The sequence below is a fragment of the Leucobacter sp. NPDC077196 genome (genome assembly GCF_040687075.1).
Lineage (GTDB): Bacteria > Actinomycetota > Actinomycetes > Actinomycetales > Microbacteriaceae > Leucobacter.
Genome location: NZ_JBFBML010000004.1, coordinates 176,167 through 200,982, shown reverse-complemented (window position 1 = coordinate 200,982; position 24,816 = coordinate 176,167). Strand labels below are relative to the sequence as shown.

Here is a 24,816-nt window from a genome sequence, read left to right as displayed (position 1 = left end):
AGACCTCCGTGCGTGCGAGAAGAAGAATTTGACAGCTCCAACTCGACTACGGGGGTCTCTCCTACGTCAACAACGATCCGGGTCAGTACATCTAGGCGACATGTATTCGGAGCGAGCAGTGCCGGGGCTGGGGGTCATCTGGCGGGTGGAGCAGCCGACCGAGCCCGCAGCCCCATCGTCTGCTGCCCCGTCGGACTTTTCGCCGTCGGTGTCGACCATCGTGCCGGCGGACGGATGCGCCGACTTCGTCCTCCGCGGTGACGCACTGCTCATCGCGGGCCCATCAACCCAATGGCTCCGGTCACCGGTCGACAGCGCCACCCCCACCGTCGGCATCCGTTTCGCCCCGGGCACCGCGGCCGCTGCGTTCGGGCGCCCTCTGGACGCATTGCGCGACAGCCTGGTGCCTGCAGACGTGGCGATTGCAGGCGCGGTTGCGCTGCGCGTCGCGTCGTCGATGCGCGCGCTTGCCTCTGGCACGCGGCAGGATGCCACGGAACTCATGCGAGAGCGCGAATTCGTTCCGTCCCTCGCGCATGCGATTGATGCCGACGGCGGAGTCAGCACGGCACCGGTGCCCTGGAGGCGTGCAGCACTGCAAGCGGCCGATGCGGAAGACTCCCTCTCCGCACTGGCACATCGAATCGGGTTCTCGGAGCGACAGGTGCACCGGAAGATGCTCGCAGAATTCGGTTACGGGTTCGCCGCGCTCCGCCGCGTGCGCCGCGGCCTGCGGGCTCGCCTCGCGCTCGACAACGGGGCATCCTTAGCGCAGGTCGCTGTCCGAGCCGGGTACGCCGACCAATCTCACTTCACGCGTGAATTCTCTCGAATGATGGGCGAAACGCCGTCGCAGTATGCGCGCTTGCGTCAGGTGGTCGCGCCGTCGGACGCGGGAGCCGCCGGAAGCGGTGCGTAAAGGTCGATCGAGTTGCCGTCGGGATCGCGAACGGTGGCGTACCGCTGCCCCCACGGCGCATCCCACGGCGCGGTATCGGCCGCTCGGGGATACCGAGCCACGATCTCAGCGTAGGCGGAGTCGACCTCGGCCGGCGAGCCCGCGCTGCACGCGAAGGCGATTCGGTTCTCGCCGGCGGGTAGCTCGAAGCCAGGCATGAAGGTCTCGATCGTCGATACGGGGTCCCACGCGAGCTTCATGCCGCCGGGCAGCACCACCTCCGCATGCGGAGCGTCGTCCAGTCCCTCCGGAATCGAGATGCCCAGCTCGCGGTAGAAGGCGAGCGAGCGGCCGAGGTCCGCAGTGACGATGCCGATGAAATCGAAGTTCAGAGTCATGCGCTCAGGCTACGCCGGGAGCGGCCGCCCGTCTTGCACAAATCGGACGTGCGCGGCACCGCGCTGTCGCAGATCAGAGCACCACGTAGCCGTACCGGGCGGCGATCCGGTCGATCACCCCGGTCAGCTCGTCGCGATCAAGACGCAGGTGCGCGATCGGGTGCCGGGGAAGCGCGTCGATCGCGGGCGACCAGAGTGCCACGACTCGTGCCGTCGGCACGACCGAGGAGGCCGAGATGACGCCATCGAGGTTCGGATAGGTCGCCCGAATCGCTCGAGCCCACGCACGTGACACCATGCGATCGCCCGAAGAGATCGCGGCGCTGCCCCCTGCGACGGTGATCCAGTCGCTGTCGCTGAGATCGAGAAGGCGCATTGGTCGGGCGTTCTCGAAGATCGCGAGCGTCGGCGCACCGGTCGCCCGACGGACGATGCGTGTGGATTGGAACACTTCGAGCAGACAGGACGCGAAGGCCGACGCGTGCTCCTCCCCAAGGCTGGACTGCTCGAGCGTCGCATACAGCACCCCGGCATCGACCGTCTCGGAAGGCGGTTCTGGCTGGGGATCGAAGCGCGCATCGATCGGCCCGTAGGTGCGGAATTCATGCCACGCCATCGGGTGGGGGCCTCCCGCTGTGAAGATGCGAGCCAGCGCCGTGCCGCGCGGAAGCTCGCGCACCCAACTGCGATCACGCGCCAGATCGGGAAATGCAGCGATGTCTGGAGCGGACAGGTACTCGCTCACGGAAGCCGGTGCAGCGCGTCATCCACCGCCATCGCGGCCGTCACCGGGTCGCCGCCGAGCACGAGCCACTCGAACGGTGCGAGCTCCTCGCCGTCGCTGAGGAGCGCGGGCGAGGGCGAGGTCAGCACCCGTTCGGCGAACAGCAGCGGCGCGCCGCGAGGGATCACTGCCGCTACCGTCGCCCAGCCGGGAACCTCCCGGTCATCAGGAAACTGGAATCGGGGAAGATGCCACCCGTCGGTGCGTCGCTGCGCGAGCAGAGTGCCAGCAGCGCACCTCTGACGAATGCGCGCCGGAGTCACGCCGAGCAGTTCTGCAGCCTCGGTCACCGTGGCACTGCGCGCGGCGAGCGCCCGGTTCGCCAGAAGGCCCTGGGTCGTCGCGTGCAACGCATCAGGCTGCTGCAACTCCTCCTCGCCGACGCCGAAGCGCGCGAGGGCGGTGATCTCCGCCTCGGCGAGCGTTCGAGTGTCCGCCTGCTGGTGGGCAAGAAGCCCAGAGAGGAGCTCCTCGGCCGAATCCATGCGCTCCGTGTCCAGGTGCGTCACCAGATCGAGCAGTCGTTCGCGGGCAGCCTTGACGTCGCGAGGAGCGCGGTCCCGCCGCGACGGTGTCAATTGAGCGATGGACACCATGAACCCTTTCGATCACTTGCATCAATATTAATCGATACCCAACCGCATGCAAAGTGCGCTCCTGGCGAAAGTTTCGTAGGTATGTTCGAACTGTTCTCCAGAGAACGGATAGAATAAGTCGGTGACTTCGACGCGCTCAACTCCGATCCGATCCTCAGCCGCGCACGGGCAGATCAGTGTGCAGGGTGCCCGCGTACACAATCTGCAGAACGTCGACTTGGCCATTCCTCGCGACTCCATGGTGGTTTTCACCGGCCTGTCCGGGAGCGGGAAATCGAGCCTGGCGTTCGACACGATCTTCGCGGAGGGCCAGCGCAGATACGTCGAATCCCTGAGCGCTTATGCACGTCAGTTCCTCGGTCAGGTCGATCGACCTGATGTCGACTTCATCGAGGGCCTCAGCCCCGCCGTGTCCATCGACCAGAAGTCGACGAATCGCAACCCGCGCTCCACCGTGGGCACCATCACTGAGATCTACGACTACATGCGCCTCCTTTGGGCGCGCATCGGCATTCCTCATTGCGCGGTGTGCGGCGAACGGATCGAATCGCAGACCGTGCAGCAGATCGCTGACCGACTCATGGAGCTTGAAGAGCGCACGCGGTACCAGGTGCTCGCTCCGGTCGTCAATAAGAAGAAAGGGGAGTTCGTCGACCTCTTTCAAGATCTCGCCGCGAGTGGGTACTCGCGAGCGATCGTCGACGGCGACATGATCCAACTGTCCGACCCTCCGAAACTCAAGAAGCAGGTCAAGCACGACATCTCCGTCGTCATCGACCGCCTCGTCGCAGGCCCCGAGATCCTCGGCCGCCTCACTGATTCCCTTGAGACAGCATTGCGCCTTGCCGGGGGAATCGTCACCGTCGACTTTGTCGATCGCGATGCGAAAGCGGCGGATCGCACGCAGCAGTTCTCCGAACAGCTCTCCTGCCCCAACCAGCACCCCGTGCAACTCACCGAGATCGAACCTCGCACATTCTCCTTCAACGCGCCCTTCGGCGCGTGCCCAGTGTGCTCGGGTTTGGGCACCAGCATGTCCGTCGACGAAGACCTGGTGCTGGGCGATCCCGAGCTCTCCATCACGGAGGGCGTCATCGTGCCGTGGACGAGCCAGGGCAAGAGCTTGTACCAGTACTACGAGAAGCTCCTGATCGGCCTGTCGGACGACTTGAACTTCTCTTTGAAATCATCTTGGTCCGACCTCAGCGAAGAAGTGCAGCAGGCGGTGCTCTACGGCAACGATTTCAAGGTGAATGTGCGATGGCGCAACCGATTCGGGCGCGAGGTCAAGTACTCCTCGGGCTTCGAAGGGGTGATTCCGTTCATCGAACGGCAGTATGCCGAGGCCGAATCCGATGCGAAGCGCGACCGATGGTCGGAGTTTCTCCGCGAGGTCCCGTGTCACGCGTGCCAGGGGCAGCGCCTCAAGCCCGAGGTGCTGGCCGTGACGGTCGACAATCAGTCCATCGCCGCTGTTGGCGAGTTCAGCCTGCTCGACGCGAAGGGCTTCTTCGACAACGTCGTGCTCACCGAGCGCGAAGCGACGATTGCCGCTCAGGTGCTGCGCGAGATTCGTCTGCGGTTCGACTTCCTGATCGAAGTGGGGCTGGGGTATCTCACCCTGGCTCGCGCCGCGGGCACGCTGTCGGGCGGCGAAGCTCAGCGCATTCGGCTCGCCACGCAGATCGGTTCTGGTCTCACTGGTGTGCTCTACGTGCTGGATGAGCCCAGCATCGGGCTGCATCAGCGCGACAATCGCCGGCTGATCGAGACGCTTATCAAGCTCCGCGATCTCGGCAATACGTTGATCGTTGTCGAACACGACGAGGAGACGATCGAAGCGGCTGACTGGATCGTCGATATCGGACCCGGCGCAGGCGTCGAAGGCGGTACCGTCGTGCATTCGGGCCACTACGACGAGCTGCTGCGCAACCGCGATTCCATCACGGGCGATTACCTCGCAGGCCGTCGCAGCATCGAGACCCCCAAGCGGCGTCGCAAGCGTGATCGTAAGCGAGAGCTCAAGGTGGTGGGAGCGCGGTCGAACAATTTGAAGAACGTCGATGCGACGTTCCCGCTCGGTGTAATGACCGCGGTCACCGGCGTTTCGGGATCGGGCAAGTCGACGCTCGTCAACGACATCTTGTATCGAGTGCTCGCCAATCATCTCAACGGCGCACGGCTCGTTCCGGGCAAGCACACCCGCATCACCGGACTCGAACACCTCGATAAGGTCGTGCACGTCGACCAGGCGCCGATCGGTCGCACACCGCGCTCGAATCCAGCGACGTACACCGGCGTTTTCGATAAGATCCGCAACCTGTTCGCCGAAACCCAGGAAGCGAAGACGCGGGGCTACCTCCCCGGTCGGTTCAGCTTCAATGTGAAGGGCGGCCGATGCGAGGCATGCTCCGGCGACGGCACGCTGAAGATCGAGATGAACTTCCTCCCCGACGTGTATGTCGCCTGTGAGGTGTGCGGGGGCTCGCGTTACAACCGTGAGACGCTGCAGGTGCGGTACAAGGGCAAGAACATTTCCGAGGTGCTCGAGATGCCGATCGCGGAGGCCGAGGAGTTCTTCGAGCCGATATCCTCGATCCACCGATACATGAAAACACTCGTAGACGTCGGCCTCGGGTATGTGCGCCTCGGGCAGAGCGCGACGACGCTCTCCGGCGGTGAAGCGCAGCGCGTGAAGCTCGCGACCGAACTGCAGAAGCGATCGAACGGGCGCAGCATCTACGTGCTCGACGAGCCGACCACCGGTCTGCACTTCGAAGATGTGCGCAAGCTGCTGCTCGTGCTGAACGGCCTGGTCGAGAAGGGCAACACCGTCATCACCATCGAGCACAATCTCGATGTGATCAGAAGCGCGGACTGGGTCATCGATCTCGGGCCCGAGGGCGGATCCGGCGGTGGCATGATCATCGCCGAGGGCACGCCTGAGCAGCTGGTCGCCGTTACCGAAAGCCACACGGGTCAGTTCCTGAACGAGGTGCTGAACGGTCGGGCGAAAGCCTCCGCTTGAACGGCACCGACAACCGCGCGACCTTCCGGCCGGCCCAGGGAGAAATCCCGACCTCGCCCGGGGTCTACCGCTTCAGCGACCGGCACGGGCGAGTGCTCTATATCGGCAAGGCGAAGAACCTGCGAGCCCGACTCGCGAACTACTTTCAGCCGTTGCATTCGCTCATGCCGCGCACGCGCACGATGCTGTCGATCGCAGCGAAAGTCGACTGGACCGTCGTCGCGACCGACACGGAGTCGCTCATCCTCGAGCACACGTGGATCACGGAGTACAAGCCTCCGTTCAACGTGCAGTTCAAGGACGACAAGACCTACCCGTATCTCGCCGTGACATTGCGCGAGGAGGCTCCGCGACTGGTCATCACGCGCAACGAGCGCATTCGCGGTGCTCGTTATTTTGGGCCGTACCCGAAGGTCTGGGCACTGCGGGAGACGACGTCGCTGCTGCAGCAAGCCTTTCCGATCCGCACCTGCAATGACGCCGACTACCAACGCGCGATGAGCTCGGGCAAGCCCTGCTTGGCTGGGCAGATCGGGCGATGCAGCGGGCCGTGCTCGCAGAAGCTCACCGTGGAGGAGCACCGCGCACGAGTGGGAGAACTGGTCGCCTTCCTCGGAGGCAGCGATACGAGCCATCTGAAGGCTCTGCAGCGCGCCATGCGCGAGGCCGCGAATGAACAGCGGTACGAGGACGCCGCTCGGCTGCGCGATCAAGCCGAAGCCGTGGAACACGTCATGGAGAAGAACGCCGTAGTGCTCGGGCTCGACGTCAATCTCGACGTGTTCGGGCTGCGTTCCGATGAACTCGCGGCCGCAGCTCATCAGTTCATCATTCGGGGAGGGCGCATCCGCGGTGAACGTAGCTGGATCGTCGACGTCGAACTCGACGATTCGCCCGAGACCCTGCTCGAGCAGGTGCTGCAGTCCGCCTACGAGGGAGATCGCGAGCCGCCGCCGCAGATTCTCGTTCCGCAGCTCCCGGCGAACTCGCCCGCTCTCGAGGAGGCGCTCGGCGCTCGACGGCCGCGACGCGGCCGCGTGACGGTTCGCGTTCCAGAGCGCGGTGACAAGGTACAGCTCATGGATCGCGCGATGCGCAACGCGGGGGAGCACTTGATTCGCCACAAGCTGAAGCGCGCGGCTGATCTCACCGCCCGCACTGATGCGCTCGCCGAGTTGCAGCGAGCCCTCGATATGGAGGAGGCACCGCTCCGCATCGAGTGCATCGACGTCTCCCACTTGCAGGGGACCGGTGTCGTGGCGTCACTGGTCGTATTCGAGGACGGTCTCCCCGCCAAGGGCGCCTATCGCAAGTACCGCATCGAGCAGACGACCGACGATACGGATTCCATCCATCAAGTCGTCTCGCGCCGAGCCGCGCAGCTCAACGCGGCGCGTGACGCCGGCGAGCAACCGACCGGAATTTATCGGGATCGCCCGCAACTGCTCATCGTCGATGGCGGCGAACCGCAGGTCAAAGCCGCCGCGCGTGCGCTGCAGGAGGCCGGCATCACGGATATCGCGCTGTGCGGAATCGCGAAGCGGCTCGAGGAGATCTGGCTCCCGGGCGATCCATTCCCCGTGATTCTGCCGCGTACGAGCGAAGCACTGTTTCTCGTGCAGCGGGTGCGCGATGAGGCGCACCGTTTTGCGATCACGTTCCAGCGTCAACGTCGCAGTACGTCGATCTCGAGCCGCCTGTCCGAGATTCCCGGGCTCGGCCCCAAACGCGTACAGGCCCTGCTCAAGTATTTCGGGTCCGTCACGCGGCTGCGTGCGGCGTCTGCGGCGGAGCTCGCGGCGGCGCCGGGCGTCGGCCAGAAACTGGGTGAGCAGATCCTGGCCCACCTGCATTCGGACGCGGGGGCGGGCGCTAAGCTAGAGGTTCAGGTGGAAGCGAAGCAGGGAGAGGAACTCGGCGCATGAACGACGCGGTATCCCGGCAGGAGATCCTCATCGTCACGGGTATGTCGGGAGCCGGCCGAAGCACGGTCGCCAACACGCTTGAAGACCTCGGCTGGTACGTCGTCGACAACCTGCCCCTTCCGATGCTCAAGACGCTTGCCGACATGGCGGACCGCTCTGGCGGCGCTCTCCCGCGCATTGTCGCGGTCGTCGATGTCCGAGGTCGCGACCTCTTCGCAGACATCCAGGCAACTGTTGACGAGTTGCGCGACAACGCGACCGTTCGCGTCGTCTTCCTGGACGCCACGGACGAGATTCTCGTGCGTCGGTACGAGTCCGTTCGGCGACCGCATCCGCTGCAGGGCGAAGAGCGCAGTTTGCTTGAGGGCATTCGACTGGAGCGCGAGCGCCTGCAAGAGCTGCGCGCCTCGTGCGATGTGGTCATCGACACCTCGCGTTATAACGTGCACGATCTCTCGACCGCTACGCGGGAACTGTTCTCCGACGACAACACACCCGGGCTGCAGCTCTCGGTGTCGAGTTTCGGATTCAAATACGGTGCCCCCACCGACGTCGATCTGATGGTCGACATGCGCTTTCTCCCGAACCCGTTTTGGGAACCCGAGCTCCGAGCACTGACGGGCGTCGACCCTGAGGTGAAGGAGTACGTTCTCGGCCGCGAAGGAGCGGCCGAGTTCCTCGATAACTACGTCGCCGCACTCACCCCGGTACTCGCGGGTTTCCAACGTGAGAATAAGCGGCACGCATCGCTCGCGGTAGGATGCACCGGCGGCAAGCACCGCTCGGTCGCCACTGCTCGAGAGCTCGCCGACCGACTTGCCGGGCTACCCGGCGTCAGCGTGAGCCTGCGCCACCGCGATCTCGGTCGCGAGTAGTCGACGCTCCACTCGTCGGCCGATTCATTGAAACACCCTCTCCGAAAGGACCCATTCGTGCTGTCTACCCCCGAGGTCAAGAGCGAACTCGTGCGATTCCCGGTGCAGAGCACCGGCGAGCGCATTGCCGAGGTCGCTACGATCCTCCGTCTTGCAGGCGGGCTGCACACCATTTCCGGCCGCATCGCCCTCGAGGCCGAGCTGCACACTCCGCAGATCGTGCAGCGCGTCCGTAAGGATCTCGCCGAACTGTACGGCATCCGTTCTGATGCAAAGCAGTTGCCCCCCTCGAGCACCCGACCCGGCGCCCCGCAGTTCCTCGTCCGCGTGCTCGATGGCGAAACACTCGCTCGGCAGCTCGGGCTGCTCGATCAGCGTCGCCGCCAGATTCGTGGTCTGCCGAATCGATTGACGACGGGCTCGCAAGCGGAGCTCGCTGCGATCTGGCGCGGCGCCTTCCTCGCCCGCGGCGGACTCACCGCGCCGGGCCGCTCGGCCAACCTCGAAGTGGTATGCCCGAGCAACGAGGTCGCAATGGCGCTCGTGGGAGCCGCGAGCCGAATCGGCGTGGACGCGAAGAGCCGCGAGATTCGCGGACAGCACAAGGTACTCATTCGCGACAGCGAGGCGATCAGCGAGATGCTCGGCCTCATCGGCGCTCAAGAGGCTCGCACGAGCTGGGACGAACTGCGCCGTGCGCGCGAGACACGTGCGACCGCGAATCGCCTCGTGAACTTCGACGACGCCAACCTGCGCCGGTCAGCACAGGCGTCTGTCGCGGCGTGCGCGCGCGTCGAGCGGGCCATGGAGTTGCTCGGCGACAACATTCCCGAGCATCTGCGATACGCGGGCGAGCTCCGGCTGACTCATCGCGAGGCGAGCCTCGACGATCTGGGTGCGCGGGCCGATCCGCCCCTCACGAAGGACGCCGTCGCCGGGCGAATCAGGCGCCTGCTCGCCATGGCCGATAAGGAGGCCGAATCGCGCGGCGTGCCGGGCACCGAGGCGAGCCTTCCTGACGAGCTCGACAGAATTTAGCGCCTGGCGAACAGGCGGCAAACCTGGCCCCGCACATGCCGCCTTTCTCACCGCTGCGGGAAGCAGCGCCATAGACTGAATCCGACAACTGTTCACCGAGAGATTGGATCGCCACATGGCCGCCTACTCACTTCCCGAGCTTCCTTATGATTACGCCGCTCTCGAGCCGCACATCAGTGGCAAGATCATGCAGTTGCACCATGACAAGCACCACCAGGCATACGTAACGGGTGCGAACACCGCGCTCGAGCAGCTCGCTGAGGCTCGCGAGTCGAATAATCTCGCCTCGGTCAACAAGCTGGAGAAGGACCTCGCGTTCAACCTCGGCGGTCACGTCAACCACACGATCTTCTGGAACAACCTCTCGCCCGAGGGCGGAGATCGCCCCGAAGGAGAGCTTGCCGCCGCGATCGATGAGTTCTTCGGCGATTTCGAGAAGTTCCAGGCCCACTTCACAGCCACCGCTCTCGGCGTGCAGGGATCGGGCTGGGCAGTGCTCGCCTGGGATGCGCTCGGTCAGCGCCCGAACATCGTGCAGCTGTTCGACCAGCAGGGCAACCTCCCCGCAGGAACGATCCCGTTGCTCCAGCTGGACGTGTGGGAGCACGCGTACTACCTCGATTACCTCAATGTGCGCGCTGACTACGTCAAGGCGTTTTGGAACATCGCGAATTGGCAGGATGTGGCGCGTCGCTTCGAAGCGGCACGCACCCAGACGCCCGGCCTGATCTGATTCCCGCACCTCGAGGAGCCCACCGTTCCATGCGCACCATCGAAACACTCGGTCCGTTGCGATCGCAGACGGTCATTGTCCGCTGCGACCTCAACGTCCCCCTGAACGACGGCGTCATTGCCGATGACGGACGCATCCGCGCTTCCCTCTCCACGATCCGCGAACTGCGGGACGCAGGGGCGAAGCTCGTGCTCATCAGTCACCTCGGCCGCCCCAAGGGGGAGCCCGACGCTCAGTTCTCACTGCGCCCGGTTGCGGAGCGCATGAGCGAGCTGCTCGGCGCACCGGTCGGTTTCGTTGAGGAGACGATCGGTGATGCGGCCTCGGCCGCCGTCTCGGAACTCTCCGATGGCGAGGTGGTGCTCCTCGAGAACCTGCGGTTCAACGCGGCGGAAACGAGTAAGGATGCCGACGAGCGCCGGAGCTTCGCAGAGCGACTCGCGGCGTTCGGCGATGCATTTGTTTCCGACGGCTTCGGCGTCGTGCATCGCCAGCAGGCGAGCGTCTACGAGCTCGCCACATTGCTGCCGAGCGCCGCGGGGCGGCTCGTCGCGGCGGAGCTCGAGGTGCTGCAGCGCTTGACGTCGGACGCCGCGCGTCCGTATACGGTCGTGCTGGGAGGGTCAAAGGTCTCCGACAAGCTCGGCGTAATCTCTCACCTGCTCGAGCGCGTGGACACGCTCCTCATCGGAGGGGGAATGCTCTTCACGTTCCTCGCCGCACAGGGGCATGCGGTTGCATCCAGCCTGCTCGAAGCGGATCAGCTCGACACCGTGCGGGGGTACCTGTCGGAGGCCGAACGACGCGGGGTACGCATCGTGCTCCCCTCCGATATCGTCGTGGCCGAGAAATTCGCCGCAGATGCAGCACACGAGACGGTACCCGCGGACGCAATCGAATCATCGAGATTTGGCGCGAGCGGGCTCGGCCTTGATATCGGTCCGGACTCCGCGGAGGCGTTCGCTGCCGTGATCGCGCAGTCGGAAACCGTGTTCTGGAACGGGCCCATGGGAGTGTTCGAGCTCGATGCCTTTGCCGCGGGAACCCGCACCGTCGCTCGAGCATTGACGGAGACCGGCGGGTTCACGGTCGTCGGTGGCGGCGATTCCGCCGCTGCCGTGCGCGCACTCGGCTTCTCAGATGACCAGTTCGGTCACATCTCCACCGGCGGCGGTGCGAGTCTTGAATATTTGGAGGGCAAGACACTGCCCGGCTTGGAGGTACTGGCATGACGGAACACAGCCCCGCGACCCCGGAGGTCAGGGAGCCGCTCCCGGCAACCCCACGCACGCCGCTCATTGCGGGCAATTGGAAGATGAACCTCGATCATCTCCAGGCCATCGCGCTGGTGCAGAAGCTGGCATGGGGCCTGTCAGACGTGCGCCATGATTTCTCGGCGGCCGAGGTCGCCGTGTTCCCGCCCTTCACCGACCTTCGCTCGGTGCAGACGCTGCTCGCGGCCGATAAGCTCTCGCTCACGCTGGGTGCACAAGATGTTTCGCCGCACGAATCAGGTGCCTACACCGGCGACGTCTCGGCTGCGATGCTCGCGAAGCTCGATGTCTCGTACGCCCTGGTCGGCCACTCCGAGCGTCGGCACGGCCACGCCGAGAGCGACGAGATCGTCGGACTGAAGGCTCGCGCAGCGCACACTGCGGGCATGGTGCCGATGATCTGCGTCGGCGAGACGGCGGAGGACCTGGAGCAGCACGGCGCTGCCGCGATCCCCCTGGCACAACTGACCGCTGCGCTCGCCCAACTGCCAGCGGATGCTGAGTTCGTTGTCGCTTACGAGCCTGTCTGGGCCATTGGAAGCGGCCAGGCGGCAACGCCTGAGCAAGCGGAAGAGGTCGCTCTTGCCTTGCGCGAGCATCTGCGCGATCTGCGCGGCGACGAGATCGCTGCTCGCACGCGGATCCTCTATGGCGGATCCGTCGCGAGTCAGAACATCGCAGGCTTCATGCGCCAGCCGAACGTCGACGGCGCACTCGTTGGCGGAGCGAGTCTCAAGGTCGATGAGTTCACGCGAATCATTCAGTTCCAGAAGCACGTTACGGCCGGCTGAATCGACTCCACGCTATACTGGTCGTTGGCCTCACGCGCCCGCGACCTCGAAAGGTGCACTTCGTGCTCATTCTGAAGATCATCCTGCTCGTCATCCTTGTGATCACGAGCCTGTTGCTCACCCTGTTCATCCTGCTCCATAAGGGGCGCGGGGGAGGGCTTTCCGACATGTTCGGGGGTGGAGTGACGTCGAGCCTCGGCTCGTCGGGAGTCGCGGAGCGCAATCTCAATCGCATCACCATCGTCGTGTCCCTCATCTGGGGCGCCTCGATCGTCGCGCTCGGGCTTATCGCGCGCTTCTCTGTCGTCTAGACGACGCGCTCACCCGATTCAGCAGTAGAAAGGCAATTCGTGGCAGGCAGTAACGCCATCCGTGGCGCCCGCGTCGGTTCCGGCCCCATGGGGGAGAAGGATCACGGCTCGCGCGCCGGACGCACGCAGATCTCGTACTGGGACGCCCTCGGCAACGAAACGGTGCGCTATTTCGCATCCGACGTTCCCGATGAGGAGATTCCCGAGCAGATCGATTCTCCGACGACCGGCCTCCCCGCCGGGCGCGACAAGGAGAATCCTCCGCTGCTTCCGAAGAACGAACCGTTCAAGACGCACCTCGCGTATGTGAAGGAGCGTCGCACGCCCGAGGAGGCGGAAGAGCTCCTCGAGGCTGCGCTGCAGAAGCTGCGGACACGACGCGGTACGGCACGCAAGTCGGCATAAGATCCACTGCACGACGAACGGCCCCGGGCAACTCGCCCGGGGCCGTTCGTCGTGTGTCGCTACTCAGTCGAGTGACGACAAGGCCTGGGTGAGGCCTCGCACCGTTGCCGCTGGATCCGCGCAGGCCAGTGCGAATACCGGGCGCCCGCGCTCGGCGAGCACCGATCGATCCCCGCGAGCCTGCGCTGCGATGAGGGCATCGAAGCCAAGATCCGAACCCGGAATGGGCAGCGGCACCGGTTCCTGCGCCGTGAGTTGCACGAAGACCGCAGCTGCTGGTCCGCCTTTGTGGAGTTGACCGGTTGAGTGGAGGTAGCTCGGTCCCCAGCCCAGTGCGACGGGAACGGCAAGTTCCGTTGCGAGCCGCTCGCGCAGTACGCGCAGCGGCTCCGCCTCCTCACCTTCCGGATCGAGGTAGGCCTGCAGCGACAGGTAGCCGGCCTGCCGAGCTGCCTCACGCAGCTGCGCGACGAGCCCCACAAGGTCGGTGATATCGACGCCCGATGGGGCCGCGAGAATCCGCACACCAGAGGCGCCAGAAAGTTCGACCCCTTCGTCGGCGGCCCCGGCGGCGTCACCGTCGAGAGCGGAACGTGCAGCCACCTTCGCAGACTCGACGTCAGGTTGGTTGAACGGATCGATACCCATGAGACGGCCGAGCACTGCGGTCGCAACTTCCCAAGTGAGCAATTGCGCCCCGAGCGTGCCAGAGACCGCGACCGGGGCCGTGCGTCCGCCGATCTGCGTTGCATCGATGGCCTCGTCGCCAAGGCCGACCACCGTGACGCTCGCGGGCACGTCGACGAATTCCGGTGCTTCGGCGTCGAGCGCTACGGGCAATACTCCCTGCCCGTCCTTGCCCGTCGACTCCGCGACGAGTTGCTCGATCCAGTGACCGAGTCCCCACGATGCCGAAGCGTTCTCGGTGACCGCGAGCACGAAACGGCGCGGAAGCCCGGCATGGATCGCCGAGGCCAATCGCAGTGCGGGGTTATCAACCGAGTCTGCGGAGACGCTGGCGCGCACTGCATCGGCATCAGCGACAAGACGCTGCAGGTCGGCGCCGGCGAGTCCCGAAGGAACAAGGCCGAAAGCGGTGAGCGCTGAGAATCGGCCTCCCACGTTGGGATCGGCGGTGAACACGCGGCGGCCCGCGGCCCGTGACTCCGAATCAAGCGGAGAACCGGGGTCAGTCACGATGACCACGCGCTCGGTCGGCTCGATTCCGGCGACGCGGAAGGCGTCTTCGAAAGCAGCCAAATGGCTGCGAGTCTCAATCGTTCCGCCTGACTTCGAGCTGACGATGACGGCCGTGCGGGCGAGGTCGCCCGCGAGCGCGCGGCGCACCACATCGGGATGGGTGGAGTCGATCATCGTGAGATCGACTCCAGCCCACCGGGTGATAACCGCCGGCGCAAGGCTCGAACCGCCCATTCCGCACAGCACGAAGCGATCCACGCCTGCCGCTCGCAATTCAGAGCGCAGCTGCTCGATCTCGGGTATCAGCCGTTCGGCAGTCGCCGCGACATCCGTCCAACCGAGACGAATTGCCGCTTCAGCTGCGGCATCCTCGCCCCAGAGGCTCGCGTCGTGGGCGAAGATGCGACTTGCGACGCGATCTTCGACCAGCCCGGCCAGGGCGGCGTCCGCGCCGGGCATGCCCGCGTCGACCGTCACCTCAACAGCCATGCTCAGTGCGCCTCACGGAGCGCCTGCTCCACCGTGCCGAGCAGCTCCGACCAGGAAGCCTCGAACTTCTGCAGTCCCTCCTGCTCGAGCAGTTCGGTGACCTCGGCGTAATCGATGCCGAGCGCATCGATCGCGTTGAGCACCTGGTTCGACTCAAGATAAGAGCCAGTGATCGTGTCACCGGGCACGTGCCCGTGGTCGGCGAACGCCTGGAGCGTCGCCTCCGGCATCGTGTTGACGGTGTTCGGGGCGATCAGACCCGTCACGTACGCGGTGTCGACGAGCGCGGGGTCCTTGACGCCGGTCGAAGCCCAGAGCGGACGCTGCGGATTCGCGCCGAGCCCGACGAGGAACCGCGCACGCTCGGTCTCGAACGACTGCTCGAACACCTCGTATGCGAGGCGGGCGTTCGCGATGCCCGCCTGTCCGGTGAGCGCGAGCGCCTCAGGTGTGCCGATCTCGCGAAGTCGACGGTCGATCTTGGAGTCGACGCGAGACACGAAGAAGGACGCGACCGAATGAATCGTCGAGAGATCGATGCCCGCAGCACGAGCACGCTCGAGGCCTGCGAGGTACGCATTGATCACCTGGCGATAGCGCTCGAGGCTGAAGATCAACGTCACGTTGACGCTGATCCCCGCCGCGATCGTCTCGGTGATCGCATCGAGCCCCTCGACGGTCGCAGGAATCTTGATCATGGCGTTCTGACGATCGACGCGAGCCCAGAGATCCTGAGCCTGGGCCGCAGTGCCGACCGTGTCGCGGGCCAGGCCCGGCTCGACCTCGATCGACACGCGGCCGTCGCGTCCGCCGGTCGACGCGTACACGTCGGCGAGCAGGTCGCATGCGTCGGCCACATCCGCGGTCGTGAGCTCCACGATCGCCGCATCCGTGTCGAGTCCGCGCGCAGCGGCGTCCTTGAGCCGGTCTCCGTAGCCGTCGCCGCCCCCGATGGCATTTGCGAAGATCGTCGGATTCGTGGTCACACCGACCACGTTCACCGTTTCCACCAGCGAGGCGAGCTCGCCGCTCTCGAGGCGATGGCGCGACAGATCGTCGAGCCAGATGCTGACGCCGGCCTCGCTGAGGGCGGCGGTATTGGGGTTCGTCATCTCGTGATGATCCTTTCGAAGATGCGGGGTCAGGCGGCGAGCGACGCGTGCGCAGCTGCGACGACCGCGTCGGTCGTGATGCCGAACTCGCGGAAGAGTGTCTGGTAGTCGGCGGAGGCGCCGAAGTGCTCGATCGAGACGGAGCGGCCACGGTCGCCCACGATCCGGTCCCAGCCGAGGGAAAGACCGGCCTCGACGCTCACGCGCGCGGTCACCACCTTCGGGAGCACGCTCTCGCGGTACTCCTCCGTCTGCTCGGCGAACCACTCGAGGCTCGGCGCCGACACGACGCGCGCTCCCACGCCCTCGGCGGCGAGACGCTCACGCGCCTCCACGGCGAGCTGCACCTCGGAGCCGGTGGCGATCAGCAGGACGTCGGTCGAATCCGTGGGGGAGTCGGCGAGCACGTAGGCGCCCCGTCGCACTCCTTCCGCTGCCTGCTCGACGCTCGCGAAATCTCCGCCGCGCGGCAGCACCGGCACGTTCTGCCGGGTGAGCGCGAGGCCCGACGGGCCCGCATTGCGCGTGAGGATCTCGTGCCAAGCGATGGCCGTCTCGTTGGCGTCTGCGGGCCGCACCACTGCGAGATTCGGAATCGCACGCAGTGTCGCGAGCTGCTCGATCGGCTGGTGCGTCGGTCCGTCCTCTCCAAGTGCGACCGAATCGTGCGTCCACACGAACACGCTGGGAACATTCATCAGCGCGGCGAGGCGCACGGCCGGACGCATGTAGTCGCTGAAGATCAGGAAGGTGCCGCCGTAGCTGCGCGTCTTCCCGTGCAGCTGGATGCCGTTGAGGATCGCGCCCATCGCGTGCTCGCGAATACCGAAGTGCAGCACACGGCCGTAGGGGTCGCCCTGCCACGTGTTGGTGGAATGGTCGGCCGGCACGAAGGAGGGAACATTCGGGATCGTCGTGTTGTTCGATCCCGCAAGGTCGGCCGATCCGCCCCAGAGCTCGGGCATGATCGGGCCGAGAGCGGCGAGCACCTTGCCGCTCGCCGAGCGCGTAGCGATGCTCTCACCCGGTTCGAAGGCCGGCAGTACCTCGAGCGCTTCTGGCGGAAGCTGCTGTGACTCGACACGATCGAAGAGCGCCTTGCGATCCGGATTCGCCGTCGCCCACGCATCGAAGCCCACCTGCCACTCAGCGCGCTTCTCAGCGCCGCGCTGCACTGCCGCGCGGGTGTGTTCGATGACCTCCGGCGCGACTGCGAAATGCTGCTCGGGATCGAATCCGAGCGCGGTCTTCAAGCCGGCGAGCTCCTCGGAGCCGAGCTTTGCGCCGTGGATGCCGCCGGTGTTCTGCTTGCCGGGGGAGGGCCACCCGATGATCGTCTTGACAATGATGAGTGAGGGCTTCGACGTCTCCGCCTGAGCGGCTTCGATGGCGCCGTGCAATTCGGCAATGTCTTCGACGTACGAACCCGTCTTCTTCCAGTCGACCTCGATGACCTGCCACCCGTAGGCTTCGTAGCGCTTCGCCACGTCCTCGGAGAACGAGATGTTGGTGTCGTCTTCGATCGAGATCTGGTTGGAGTCGTAGATCGCGATGAGATTGCCGAGCTCCTGGTGGCCAGCGAGTGACGACGCCTCGCTCGTCACGCCCTCCTGCAGGTCGCCGTCGCCGGCGACGACGTAGACAAAGTGGTCGAACGGGCTGGTACCCGGTGCGGCTTCGGGGTCGAACAGGCCGCGCTCGTAGCGGGCCGCGTACGCGAAGCCAACGGCAGAGGCGAGACCCTGCCCGAGGGGGCCGGTGGTGATCTCGACACCGTCGGTGTGACCATACTCCGGGTGGCCCGGAGTCTTGGAGCCCCAGATGCGCAGCGACTCAAGATCTTCGAGCTCGAGACCGTAGCCGCCGAGGTAGAGCTGCACGTACTGCGTCAGCGAGGAGTGACCGACCGAGAGGATGAAGCGGTCGCGCCCAACCCAGTGCGGATCCGAAGGATCATGGCGCAGCACCTTCTGGTGAAGCAGATACGAGACGGGCGCAAGGCTGATCGCCGTGCCCGGGTGGCCGTTGCCCACCTTCTCCACGGCGTCAGCCGCGAGTACCCGTGCGGTATCGACCGCGCGATCGTCGAGTTCATCCCACTGCAGTTCGTTCGCCAAGACGTTCCTTTCCAAACGGATCGGGGTGGACGCCGCCCTGGCGCACCCCCGCACAATCTTATCGAACGGCGGGGTACCATTGAAGGTGATGTCCACGCAGATCCCAGCCCAGACTCAGGCCCGCGCCACCGCCGGGCGACCCTCGTTCGGCCGTACGGTCAAGAACTACGTCGCCCTGACGAAACCCCGGGTCATGGAGCTGTTGCTCGTGGTCACCGTGCCCGCGATGATCCTCGCGCAGGGCGGCCTCCCGAATCTGTGGCTGGTACTGGCGACGCTGATCGGCGGCGCCATGAGCGCAGGCTCGGCCGGAGCGTTCAACTGCTACATCGATCGCGACATGGATCGCAAGATGAAGCGCACGGAGAACCGTCCGCTCGTCACCGGCGAGATCTCCGACCGCAATGCGCTGATCTTCTCCTGGGTCATGGGCTCCCTGTCCGTCGTATGGCTCGCGCTGACGACGAACCTGCTCGCCGCCGCGCTCTCCGCGGGTGCGATCTTCTTCTACGTCGTCATCTACACGATCGTGCTCAAGCGCCACAGCGAGCAGAACATCGTCTGGGGCGGAATCGCCGGGTGCTTCCCGGTGCTCATCGGCTGGGCCGCAGTCACCGGGTCTCTCGACTGGCCCGCGTGGGTGCTCTTCCTGGTCATCTTCCTCTGGACGCCGGCGCACTACTGGCCGCTCTCGATGAAGTACCGCAACGATTATGCGGCGGCCGGTGTGCCAATGCTCGGCGTCGTTCGCGGGCGCGTCACTGTCGGGCTCCAGGTCATCCTCTACACCTGGGCGACCGTGGCGGCGAGCCTGCTGCTCATTCCGGTGGCTGAGATGGGATGGACCTACACGGTCGCATCGCTCGTGTTCGGCGGATACTTCATCGTGCAGGCGCATCGCCTCTATGCTCACGCGATTCGCGGCGAGGCGGGCAAGCCGATGCAGGTGTTCCACACCGCCAACATCTACCTCTCGGTCATCTCGCTCGTCATCGCGGTCGACGCGCTGCTGCCCTTCTAACCGACGCTCGGGCGCGCCGGGCACCACGGGCCCAGTTCGAGAGCGCGATTTCTGCTCGAAATCGTGAGCGCCACATGCCGGACTGCGCTCGCGAGGGCACCCCGGGCCTCCCCACATCCCAGGGCACTCGCTCTTCGCTCTCCCGAGGCGGTCGCCGCGTGTGCGCCTCCGGATAGCTTCTGCACGAGCCGAGCGGCGATGACAGGCTCTGTTCATGCCTCGCCAGCTCCAGAACATCACCCGAAGGTTCGGTACGCAGCCGTTCTCGGTCGCATCGGCGCTCGAACGCCGGCCTCGGCAGCGGAGCGCTGCGCAACCGCGCGCTTACTTGCCCGCGCCGCGCCCAGCCGCAGGTAAGCACCGAAGTGAAGTGCGAAAGCGCAGTTTGGGCTTGCCAGCTGCAGTCGATAGTGCCGAAACGCGCTTTCGGGGTGACATAGCGGCAAGTCAGGGCAAGTCAGGGCAATTCAGAGCAGAGCAGAGCAGAGGCAGACTTACGGAGTACGCGGGGTTATCGCGCCTCGACCACCGCGGCCTCGGATGCGGGCCGCTTCAATCGCAGCACGACCACCGTCATCGCGGCCGCGGTGAGTGCCGCGAGCACCATGTGCACCCCGACCGCGAACGGGGGGAGCCCGCTCCGCGCCTGGTAGATGCCGATTACGATCTGCACGACGAGCGCCGCGAGGAGCGCAATATTCCAGCGCAGCGGGCGCAAACGCTGAGCTGCGGCCCACACGAGCAGCGCGAGCGTGAGACCGAATGCGATGTACCCGGGCCACGCGTGAATGTGACTCATGAGCACTGCGTCGATGCCGTCGCGCTGAATGGTGGAGTCGCCCGAGTGCGGGCCCGATGCGGTCGTCAGCACACCGAAGACCACCGTGAACGCCATTGCGAGCGTGGTCACGTGCGTGAGAATCGCGAACCCCTTCGGCACCACGCGTTCACGCGGCGCCCCGGCCTCGTACATGCGCGTCAGATACGCCGCGGTGATGCAGACGAGCGCGAGCGAGATCACATAGTGGGTGCCCACGAGATTCGCGTTCAGATGCAGCCAGACGATGACCCCGCCGATGAGCGCCTGCAGCACCACGAGACCGAGGACCACAGCGGAGATCGCGAAGAGATCACGGCGGGTCGCACGCAGTCGCCAGGTGAGCACGAAGACAAGAATCGCACTGACGAGCAAGGGACCGGAGATGGTGCGGTTGCCGAACTCGATCAGCGAGTGGTACGTGAGTTCCTCGGTCGGCACGAGCGAACCCGGCGCGCACAGTGGCCAGTTCGGGCAGCCGAGCCCGGAGCCCGTGAGTCGCACCGCGCCTCCGGTGCCGATGATGAACGTGTTCAGCACGAAGGACGCCCAGGCGACGATCCGAAGGAAACGGGAGGGAAGCCCGGAATACGGGCTGGACGACCGCGGGGCGATGGTGCTTGCGGTTGGCGCGCTGGACAACGGGACTCCTCTCGGCTGCTTCCCAGAGTCATGCGACGCCCTGAGCGGACATCCCCCGAAACTATCGGAAACCTGTAGAATAGGAAGCTGTGGTTGCGAACGTCGAACCGAGTGTTTCGGTGCTCTGCATCGGATCTGCCCGGTGACGTACGAAGCCCAGAATACTGCACCGCTGCAGGGAACCCGATGTGCGCATCCATCCACGGAACGCGCGCACTCCGCCGACCGGATCCCTCCGGCTCGGCCAGGGCTTCCCGGGCGAGACGAAGAATGAGGGAGGGATCATGCCAGAGGTACTGATCGACCGACCCGAGCTCGAAGGCTTGGGCCAGTACGAATTCGGCTGGCACGACAGCGACGAAGCCGGCGCGATTGCAAAGCGCGGACTCAGCGAGCAGGTCGTGCGCGAGATTTCGGCACTGAAGAACGAGCCGGAATGGATGCTCCAGCGTCGCCTGAAAGCGCTGCAGATCTTCGGTCGGAAGCCGATGCCCGCGTGGGGCGCCGACCTCTCCGACATCGACTTCGACAACATCAAGTACTTCGTGCGCTCCACGGAGAAGCAGGCCACCACGTGGGAGGAGCTGCCCGAGGAGATCAAGGAGACCTACGAGCGTCTCGGCATCCCCGAGGCAGAGCGCCAGCGCCTGGTCGCCGGCGTGGCAGCTCAGTACGAGTCGGAGGTCGTCTACCACCAGATCCGCGAGGATCTGGAAGAGCAGGGTGTACTCTTCCTCGACACCGACACGGCGCTCCGCGAGCACCCCGAGATCTTCGAAGAGTACTTCGGCACCGTCATCCCGTCCGGCGATAACAAGTTCGCAGCGCTGAACACGGCCGTCTGGTCGGGCGGCTCCTTCGTGTACGTTCCCAAGGGCGTCCACGTCGAGATCCCGCTCCAGGCCTACTTCCGCATCAACACGGAGAACATGGGCCAGTTCGAGCGCACGCTCATCATCGCCGACGAGGGCAGCTACGTGCACTACATCGAGGGCTGCACGGCGCCGATCTACAAATCGGATTCGCTGCACTCCGCCGTCGTCGAGATCATCGTGAAGAAGAACGCGCGAGTGCGCTACACCACGATCCAGAACTGGTCGACCAACGTGTACAACCTGGTCACCAAGCGTGCGATCGCCGAAGAGGGCGCGACCATGGAGTGGGTCGATGGCAACATCGGCTCGAAGGTCACCATGAAGTACCCGTCGATCTACCTCACGGGTGAGCACGCCAAGGGCGAGACCCTGTCGGTCGCGTTCGCCGGCCCGGGTCAGCACCAGGACACCGGTGCGAAGATGATTCACCTCGCTCCCAACACCAAGTCGTCGATCCTCGCCAAGTCGATCGCCCGTGGCGGCGGCCGCACCGGCTACCGCGGTGAGGTGCGCATCGAGGCCAACGCGCGTCACTCAGCGAACTCGGTGGTCTGCGACGCGTTGCTCGTCGACACGATCTCGCGAAGTGACACCTACCCGGCGATCGACATCCGCACGGACGACGCGGAGCTCGGACACGAAGCCACGGTCTCCCGCGTCAGCGAGGAGCAGCTGTTCTACCTGATGAGCCGCGGGCTCGCCGAGGAAGAGGGCATGGCCATGATCGTCCGCGGCTTCATCGAGCCGATCGCTCGCGAGTTGCCCATGGAGTACGCGCTCGAACTGAACAAGCTCATCGAGATGGGCATGGAAGGATCCGTCGGATAATGACGCAAGCTGTTGCACCGAAGGAAACGGCTCAGCACGGCCTGACCGCGCACTCCGACGGGGACTGGGCGAACCGTGTGCCCGTGCAGACCCGGTCGGAGCGCCCCGTATCGACTGACGTCGCCGACTTCGCCGAGGTGACGGGCCGTGAAGCGGTCTGGAAGTACACGCCCGTCGCGAAACTCGACGCGCTACTCAACGGCCAGCTCGACGGATCGCGGGTGCCCGTGTCCGTCTCGGAGGTCGCCGGCGTGACGTCGGAGTGGGTCTCGCGTTCGGACGCGCGCATCGGACGCGCCGGAACGCCCGAGGAGCGCGGCGCTGCTGCGGCCTGGTCGGCGTTCGGAGAGGCGCACGTCGTGACGGTGTCGTCTGAAGAGCCGGTGACCGCTGTGGTCACGCGCGACGCGCTCGATACGACGCCGCGCGCCGGCCACACCGTCATCGAAGCGGCCCCGCATTCGCAGGGCCTCGTCATCCTCGAGAACACGGGCGCCGCCCATCTCTCCGAGAACGTCGAAATCGTCGTCGGGGACGGCGCGAAGCTGACGGTCGTGAGCGTGCAGCAGTGGAACGACGAGGCCATACACCTCGCGAGCCATTACGCAACGGTCGGCCGCGATGCGTCGGTAACCCACATCGTCGTGTCACTCGGAGGGAAGATCGTGCGCTTGAACCCCTCGATCCATCTCGATCACGAGGGCGCGAACGGCGAGGCGCTCGGCGCGTACTTCGCCGATGCCGGTCAGCACCTGGAGCACCAGGTGTACATGGACCACGACGCTCCCCACACCCGCAGCCGCGTCACCTACAAGGGCGCACTGCAGGGCGAGGGCGCGCACACGGTGTGGATCGGCGACGTGTTGATTCGCAACAATGCCACCGGCACGGACAGCTACGAGCAGAACCGCAACCTCGTGCTCACCGAGGGAACGCGCGCCGATTCGATCCCGAATCTCGAGATCGAGACGGGCGACATCGAGGGAGCCGGTCACGCCAGCGCGACCGGACGCTTCGACGACGAGCACATCTTCTACCTGCAGAGCCGAGGCATCTCGGCTGAGGAGGCCCGCAGGCTCGTCGTTCGCGGCTTCCTGTTCGAGGTCATCGCTCGGATCGGCGACACGGCAACGGAGGAGCGGCTGCACGCCGCCGTCGAGGCCGAGCTCGCGGACTCCGCCCGCTGATGACGCGACAGAAGGTGCTCGCCGTCAGCGACCTCGTTCAGGATCAGGCGACTCGCGTGGTCGTCGACGATGTGCCGATCGCGGTCGTGCTCGATGGAACCGGTGCGGTGCACGCGATCGGTGACACCTGCAGCCACGGTCAGGTCAGCCTCGCCGAAGGCTTTGTTGACGGCGACACCCTCGAATGCTGGGCGCATGGTTCGGCATTCTCACTCGTCACCGGCGTGCCAGAGAATTTCCCGGCATATGAGCCGGTCCCCGTCTTCGTCGTCGAGATCGAGGATGGCGACATATATATCGACCCCAACGTTACGAAAGAGATTTAACACATGAGCTCCGTTCTTGAAATCAAGGACCTGCACGTCACTGTCGAAACCGAGCAGGGCGCCAAGCAGATCCTCAAGGGTGTCGACCTGACCATCAAGCAGGGCGAGACCCACGCGATCATGGGCCCCAACGGCTCGGGCAAGTCGACTCTCGCGTACGCGATCGCGGGACACCCGCGCTACGAGGTCACGGGCGGGTCCATCCTGCTCGATGGCGAAGAGGTTCTCGAGATGGGCGTAGACGAGCGTGCGCAGGCCGGCATGTTTCTCGCCATGCAGTACCCCGTGGAGATCCCGGGTGTGACGAACGCGAACTTCTTGCGCACTGCCAAGACGGCGATCGACGGCGAGGCGCCCGCGATCCGTACCTGGATGAAGGACGTCAAGGAGGCCATGGGCAATCTGCGCATGGATGAATCGTTCGCGGCTCGTAACGTGAACGAAGGCTTCTCGGGCGGCGAGAAGAAGCGCAACGAGATTCTGCAGCTCGAGCTGCTGAAGCCGAAGTTCGCGGTGCTCGACGAGACCGATTCGGGCCTCGACGTCGACGCACTCAAGGTCGTTTCGGAGGGTGTGAACCGCGCCAAGGAGACCACCGGACTCGGTGTGCTGCTGATCACGCATTACACGCGCATCCTCCGCTACATCCAGCCCGACTTCGTGCACGTGTTCGTCAACGGCCGCGTCGCTGAAGAGGGCGGACCGGAACTCGCAAACCGTCTCGAGGAAGAAGGCTACGACCGCTTCCTCGAAAGCGCATAAGGCGTAGGCTGGTCGCTATGAGCGAGGAAACCACGACGGCGCCCCAGTCGATCGATCCGGAGTTCCGAGAGCAGGCGTACGAGGCGCTCAAGAATGTCTCAGACCCCGAGCTCGGTGTGAACATCGTCGATCTCGGGCTGATCTACGACCTGGCGTTCGATGAGGAGCACGACGCACTCGTCATCAGCATGACGCTGACGAGTGCGGGCTGCCCGCTCACCGACGTGATCGAGAACGACATCGCCGAGGCGCTCGACGGTCTCGTGACGGCATTCCGGATCAACTGGGTCTGGATGCCGCCGTGGACGCCGGAGCGCATCACCGACGACGGCCGCGATATGATGCGGGCACTCGGGTTTGCGATTTGAGAGAGCCCAGTGGGCT

At 65.2% G+C, this 24,816-nt stretch carries 23 protein-coding genes; 16 read left to right on the top strand and 7 right to left on the bottom strand.

What is annotated here, in order from left to right:
- Positions 1-100 precede the first annotated feature (100 nt).
- On the top strand, positions 101-919 hold the full coding sequence (locus tag AB0O71_RS06765; protein WP_363743528.1) for a helix-turn-helix domain-containing protein: 819 nt from the start codon (positions 101-103) through the stop codon (positions 917-919).
- Here the strand turns inward: AB0O71_RS06765 and AB0O71_RS06760 are convergent.
- The 3 genes from AB0O71_RS06760 to AB0O71_RS06750 all read right to left on the bottom strand — a co-directional run bounded on the left by AB0O71_RS06760 (position 871) and on the right by AB0O71_RS06750 (position 2,676).
- Entirely contained in the window at positions 871-1,296 is a 426-nt protein-coding gene (locus tag AB0O71_RS06760; protein ID WP_363743526.1) for a VOC family protein, read from the bottom strand. The two genes, AB0O71_RS06765 and AB0O71_RS06760, sit on opposite strands and share 49 nt — an antisense overlap.
- Positions 1,297-1,369: 73 nt before the next feature.
- Positions 1,370-2,041: an RES family NAD+ phosphorylase gene (locus AB0O71_RS06755; RefSeq protein ID WP_363743524.1), complete on the bottom strand. Its 672-nt coding sequence runs from the start codon at positions 2,039-2,041 to the stop codon at positions 1,370-1,372.
- The gene (locus AB0O71_RS06750; protein WP_363743522.1) at positions 2,038-2,676 is read right to left on the bottom strand and encodes a hypothetical protein; all 639 of its coding nucleotides are present in this window, start codon (positions 2,674-2,676) and stop codon (positions 2,038-2,040) included. Before AB0O71_RS06750 ends, AB0O71_RS06755 begins: the two co-directional genes overlap by 4 nt.
- Before the next feature lie 121 nt (positions 2,677-2,797).
- Here AB0O71_RS06750 and uvrA point away from each other — a divergent pair, with 121 nt between their 5' ends.
- From uvrA to AB0O71_RS06705, 9 genes are all read left to right on the top strand, one after another.
- The gene (gene uvrA / locus AB0O71_RS06745) at positions 2,798-5,704 is read left to right on the top strand and encodes an excinuclease ABC subunit UvrA (protein WP_363743520.1); all 2,907 of its coding nucleotides are present in this window, start codon (positions 2,798-2,800) and stop codon (positions 5,702-5,704) included.
- Positions 5,701-7,629, top strand: a complete 1,929-nt coding sequence (gene uvrC, locus AB0O71_RS06740; protein WP_363743517.1) for an excinuclease ABC subunit UvrC — start codon at positions 5,701-5,703, stop codon at positions 7,627-7,629. Before uvrA ends, uvrC begins: the two co-directional genes overlap by 4 nt.
- On the top strand, positions 7,626-8,504 hold the full coding sequence (gene rapZ / locus AB0O71_RS06735) for an RNase adapter RapZ (protein WP_363743514.1): 879 nt from the start codon (positions 7,626-7,628) through the stop codon (positions 8,502-8,504). Before uvrC ends, rapZ begins: the two co-directional genes overlap by 4 nt.
- Before the next feature lie 57 nt (positions 8,505-8,561).
- Positions 8,562-9,542, top strand: a complete 981-nt coding sequence (whiA, locus tag AB0O71_RS06730; RefSeq protein WP_363743511.1) for a DNA-binding protein WhiA — start codon at positions 8,562-8,564, stop codon at positions 9,540-9,542.
- Between the two features lie 115 nt (positions 9,543-9,657).
- A complete protein-coding gene (locus AB0O71_RS06725) occupies positions 9,658-10,275 on the top strand; it encodes a superoxide dismutase (protein ID WP_363743509.1) in 618 nt (205 codons plus the stop codon).
- A gap of 29 nt (positions 10,276-10,304) precedes the next feature.
- On the top strand, positions 10,305-11,507 hold the full coding sequence (locus AB0O71_RS06720) for a phosphoglycerate kinase (protein WP_363743507.1): 1,203 nt from the start codon (positions 10,305-10,307) through the stop codon (positions 11,505-11,507).
- A complete protein-coding gene (tpiA, locus tag AB0O71_RS06715) occupies positions 11,504-12,340 on the top strand; it encodes a triose-phosphate isomerase (protein WP_363743505.1) in 837 nt (278 codons plus the stop codon). The genes AB0O71_RS06720 and tpiA overlap by 4 nt, the downstream gene beginning before the upstream one ends.
- A gap of 62 nt (positions 12,341-12,402) precedes the next feature.
- A complete protein-coding gene (secG, locus tag AB0O71_RS06710) occupies positions 12,403-12,651 on the top strand; it encodes a preprotein translocase subunit SecG (protein WP_363743503.1) in 249 nt (82 codons plus the stop codon).
- A gap of 39 nt (positions 12,652-12,690) precedes the next feature.
- Positions 12,691-13,056 carry an RNA polymerase-binding protein RbpA gene (locus AB0O71_RS06705; RefSeq protein WP_363743501.1) on the top strand — a complete coding sequence of 122 codons (366 nt, stop codon included), beginning with the start codon at positions 12,691-12,693 and terminating at the stop codon, positions 13,054-13,056.
- A 63-nt stretch (positions 13,057-13,119) separates the two neighbouring features.
- Here AB0O71_RS06705 and AB0O71_RS06700 read toward each other — a convergent pair whose 3' ends face one another.
- From AB0O71_RS06700 to tkt, 3 genes are read right to left on the bottom strand one after another with little or no spacing between them, the layout of a single operon-like run.
- Positions 13,120-14,745 (bottom strand): glucose-6-phosphate isomerase, encoded by a 1,626-nt coding sequence (locus AB0O71_RS06700; RefSeq protein ID WP_363743499.1) that lies wholly within the window; start codon positions 14,743-14,745, stop codon positions 13,120-13,122.
- A 2-nt stretch (positions 14,746-14,747) separates the two neighbouring features.
- Entirely contained in the window at positions 14,748-15,857 is a 1,110-nt protein-coding gene (tal, locus tag AB0O71_RS06695; protein WP_363743495.1) for a transaldolase, read from the bottom strand.
- A 29-nt stretch (positions 15,858-15,886) separates the two neighbouring features.
- Positions 15,887-17,974: a transketolase gene (tkt, locus tag AB0O71_RS06690; RefSeq protein WP_363743493.1), complete on the bottom strand. Its 2,088-nt coding sequence runs from the start codon at positions 17,972-17,974 to the stop codon at positions 15,887-15,889.
- Positions 17,975-18,062: 88 nt separating this feature from the next.
- On the opposite strand from tkt, the gene AB0O71_RS06685 reads away from it, so the two are divergent.
- Positions 18,063-18,995: a heme o synthase gene (locus AB0O71_RS06685; protein WP_363743491.1), complete on the top strand. Its 933-nt coding sequence runs from the start codon at positions 18,063-18,065 to the stop codon at positions 18,993-18,995.
- A gap of 511 nt (positions 18,996-19,506) precedes the next feature.
- Here the strand turns inward: AB0O71_RS06685 and AB0O71_RS06680 are convergent.
- A complete protein-coding gene (locus AB0O71_RS06680) occupies positions 19,507-20,454 on the bottom strand; it encodes a COX15/CtaA family protein (RefSeq protein ID WP_363743489.1) in 948 nt (315 codons plus the stop codon).
- 284 nt (positions 20,455-20,738) lie between these two features.
- Between AB0O71_RS06680 and sufB the strand changes: the two genes are divergently transcribed.
- Genes sufB through AB0O71_RS06655 form a run of 5 tightly spaced genes read left to right on the top strand, consistent with a single transcriptional unit; the run spans position 20,739 to position 24,800 of the window.
- Positions 20,739-22,157 (top strand): Fe-S cluster assembly protein SufB, encoded by a 1,419-nt coding sequence (gene sufB, locus AB0O71_RS06675; RefSeq protein ID WP_090149813.1) that lies wholly within the window; start codon positions 20,739-20,741, stop codon positions 22,155-22,157.
- The gene (gene sufD, locus AB0O71_RS06670) at positions 22,157-23,344 is read left to right on the top strand and encodes a Fe-S cluster assembly protein SufD (RefSeq protein WP_363743486.1); all 1,188 of its coding nucleotides are present in this window, start codon (positions 22,157-22,159) and stop codon (positions 23,342-23,344) included. Before sufB ends, sufD begins: the two co-directional genes overlap by 1 nt.
- The gene (locus AB0O71_RS06665; RefSeq protein WP_363743484.1) at positions 23,344-23,670 is read left to right on the top strand and encodes a non-heme iron oxygenase ferredoxin subunit; all 327 of its coding nucleotides are present in this window, start codon (positions 23,344-23,346) and stop codon (positions 23,668-23,670) included. Before sufD ends, AB0O71_RS06665 begins: the two co-directional genes overlap by 1 nt.
- A gap of 3 nt (positions 23,671-23,673) precedes the next feature.
- Positions 23,674-24,432: a Fe-S cluster assembly ATPase SufC gene (sufC, locus tag AB0O71_RS06660; protein ID WP_363743482.1), complete on the top strand. Its 759-nt coding sequence runs from the start codon at positions 23,674-23,676 to the stop codon at positions 24,430-24,432.
- A gap of 17 nt (positions 24,433-24,449) precedes the next feature.
- The gene (locus AB0O71_RS06655; RefSeq protein WP_010157222.1) at positions 24,450-24,800 is read left to right on the top strand and encodes a metal-sulfur cluster assembly factor; all 351 of its coding nucleotides are present in this window, start codon (positions 24,450-24,452) and stop codon (positions 24,798-24,800) included.
- Positions 24,801-24,816 lie beyond the last annotated feature (16 nt).